Genomic DNA, 2,973 nt, shown 5'->3' with positions numbered 1-2,973 from the left:
AGGCAAACGGCTATAGGAGCCAGATTCAGCGTAAAGGCCATCGAAACAAACCGTTGTCCAAGACTCAGCAAGGGCGAAACCACAGGATTGCAAAGACTAGGGCACGGGTTGAACATGCATTTGCGGCGATGGAACAAATGGGTAGAAAACTGATCCGCACCATTGGACAGGTGCGCGCTAATTTTGCCATGACGATGATGGCAGCATGTTACAACCTAAAGCGGTTGGCGTACTTCCAGAGCGCGTGCATCGTGGCTTTCTGACGCCCAGAATGGGTCAAATGGCCCTAGCCAGGGCAATGTGCGATAGAATCAGTAACGTGATAATCAAAAAAAATCTAATTATTTAGAATGAAAGCCAAGGGTTAATTGAAAATCTTGAGTTTTTCGAGGTGCCCACTAATCTGAACAGACTGAAGCTTTATTGGTAACCTGCATGGAACAATTTATAATGAAGCTCCAGCAAATTAAAAAGTAGAAAATATATAATGAAATACCGTGATCTGAGAGATTTCATATCATTATTAGAACAAAAAAAAGAACTGAAGCGTATCAGCTATGAAGTCGATCCTTATTTAGAAATGACAGAAATAGCAGATAGAACTCTGCGGGCCGGTGGGCCTGCACTGTTATTTGAAAACCCTAAAGGTTTTTCTATGCCAGTTCTGTGTAATTTGTTTGGGACCGTTGAACGCGTTGCGATGGGGATGGGGCAAGAAAATATCCAAGCATTGCATGAAGTTGGCAAATTATTGGCGTTTCTTAAAGAGCCGGATCCACCTAAGGGATTCGCTGATTTAATCGACAAGTTACCAAAATTTAAGCAAGTTCTTAATATGCCAACCAAAAGGTTAAAGTCGGCAGCCTGTCAAGAACAGATTTGGCAAGGTGACGATGTTGATCTATTTCGTATTCCCATAATGCATTGTTGGCCAGAAGATGTCGCACCACTTATAACATGGGGATTGACGGTTACTCGAGGGCCTCATAAGACACGGCAAAATCTAGGTATCTATCGGCAACAACTATTAACTAAAAATAAGTTGATTATGCGTTGGTTATCTCACCGGGGTGGGGCATTGGATTTTCAAGAATGGTGTAATAAATATCCTGCTAAACCTTTTCCTGTCGCAGTAGCTTTAGGGGCTGATCCTGCTACTATTCTAGCCGCGGTGACACCTATTCCGGATACGCTTTCCGAATATGCATTTGCGGGATTATTACGCGGACACCGTTCAACGGTTGTAAAATGTATATCTAATGAGCTTGAGGTACCAGCGGGTGCAGAAATTATTCTGGAAGGCTATATTGATCCTGAAGAATTTGCACCGGAAGGGCCTTATGGTGATCACACTGGTTATTATAATGAAGTTGATAAATTTCCGGTATTTACCGTTACGCATATTACTCAACGTAGTGATGCTATTTATCATTCAACTTACACCGGCCGGCCCCCTGATGAACCCGCCGTTTTGGGTGCTGCACTAAATGAGGTTTTAGTCCCTATATTACAAAAACAGTTTCCAGAAATTGTTGATTTTTATTTACCTCCTAAGGGCTGCTCTTATCGGCTTGCCGTGGTAACAATAAAGAAACAATATGCTGGGCATGCTAAGCGCGTTATGATGGGGGTTTGGTCTTATTTACGGCAATTTATGTATACAAAATTTGTCATTGTCTGTGATGAAGATATTAATGCTCGTGACTGGAATGATGTTATCTGGGCAATAACAACCAGAATGGATCCAGCACGGGATACCGTTATGATGGAAAATACCCCGATCGATTATCTTGATTTTGCGTCACCTATCTCAGGTTTAGGTTCAAAAATGGGACTTGATGCAACCAATAAATGGCCGGGTGAAACACAACGAGAGTGGGGTCGTCCAATTGTTATGACAGAAAAAATAAAAAAACGGATAGATGACATTTGGCATGAATTGGATATTTTTAAATTATGAGAGGATGTGAATGTCGACATTAAGTTGTAAGGTAGTTTCTATAGAATCTATCACTGATACGGTCTATCGCGTTCGCTTATTACCTGATGGTCAATTTTTCTTTCGTGCCGGTCAATATTTAATGGTCATTATGGATGAGCGTGATAAGCGTCCATTTTCCTTGGCTTCAATTCCTTCAGAAAAAAAAATAATTGAGCTTCATATTGGTGCGTCTGAGTTTAATCTTTATGCCATGGCGGTGATGGAGCGTATTTTTGCGCACAATAGTATCAATATTGATATTCCTCATGGTAAAGCTTGGTTTCGTCAGGGAAGTAAAAAACCAATAATTCTTATTGCCGGGGGAACAGGATTTTCTTATACCCGCTCTATTTTATATGCTGCATTGGAAGAAAACCCTGACAGAGATATTACCTTCTATTGGGGAGGACGAAGATTAGAGCACCTATATGATTTGGGTGAATTGCAGTCTCTTTCAGAGCAATATCGCAACATAAAAATTATTCCTGTTGTTGAACAACCTGAATCAGATTGGCGAGGACGGACAGGTACGGTTTTGAGTGCTGTACTGGATGACTTTGGTTCTCTTACAAAGTATGAAATTTACATTGCCGGGCGTTTTGAAATGGCAAAAATCGCGAGGGAACGTTTTTGTAGTGAAAGAGGGATCAGCCCTGAATATCTTTATGGTGATGCGTTCGAGTTTATCTAAATATAATAACAAAACAAAACCGCCCTTCTGAGGCTGTCGCAAAAGGGGTGGAATTTTTTTTTCAACAATATCCCACCGTGCAGATTTTCTCTTTTTCTGATTTTAGTTTGTACAAATAATAGACTGAAAATCATCCATAATATCAGAGCAACCGCTCTTGATAAGTTATAGGCCATTGCATGCAGGGTAAATTCGAGCTTTACCGCTAATAATCCCTTACGCCGGAAACGTTCCAAACCCTGAATTCCCCGCAATGCTGAAAACACAGGTTCAACCATGCTCTTTCGCTGATTCAAGATTT

4 protein-coding genes are annotated in these 2,973 nt (G+C 41.0%); 3 read left to right on the top strand and 1 reads right to left on the bottom strand.

What is annotated here, in order from left to right:
* The 3 genes from CBG25_RS15395 to fre form a co-directional block, all read left to right on the top strand.
* A partial coding sequence (locus CBG25_RS15395; protein WP_290603799.1) for a transposase occupies positions 1-263 on the top strand: 263 nt, incomplete at its 5' end.
* A gap of 224 nt (positions 264-487) precedes the next feature.
* Positions 488-1,960 carry a 4-hydroxy-3-polyprenylbenzoate decarboxylase gene (gene ubiD / locus CBG25_RS15390; RefSeq protein ID WP_290607746.1) on the top strand — a complete coding sequence of 491 codons (1,473 nt, stop codon included), beginning with the start codon at positions 488-490 and terminating at the stop codon, positions 1,958-1,960.
* Between the two features lie 10 nt (positions 1,961-1,970).
* The gene (fre, locus tag CBG25_RS15385; RefSeq protein WP_290607744.1) at positions 1,971-2,672 is read left to right on the top strand and encodes an NAD(P)H-flavin reductase; all 702 of its coding nucleotides are present in this window, start codon (positions 1,971-1,973) and stop codon (positions 2,670-2,672) included.
* Here the strand turns inward: fre and CBG25_RS15380 are convergent.
* On the bottom strand, positions 2,669-2,973 hold a 305-nt coding region (locus tag CBG25_RS15380), incomplete at its 5' end, for a transposase (protein WP_290607743.1). The genes fre and CBG25_RS15380 overlap by 4 nt on opposite strands.

The organism is Arsenophonus sp. ENCA (assembly GCF_002287155.1).
In the GTDB taxonomy this organism is placed as follows: Bacteria; Pseudomonadota; Gammaproteobacteria; order Enterobacterales; family Enterobacteriaceae; genus Arsenophonus; species Arsenophonus nilaparvatae.
Note: the sequence above shows the minus strand (reverse complement) of the source record. Positions and strands in the feature narration are given on the sequence as shown.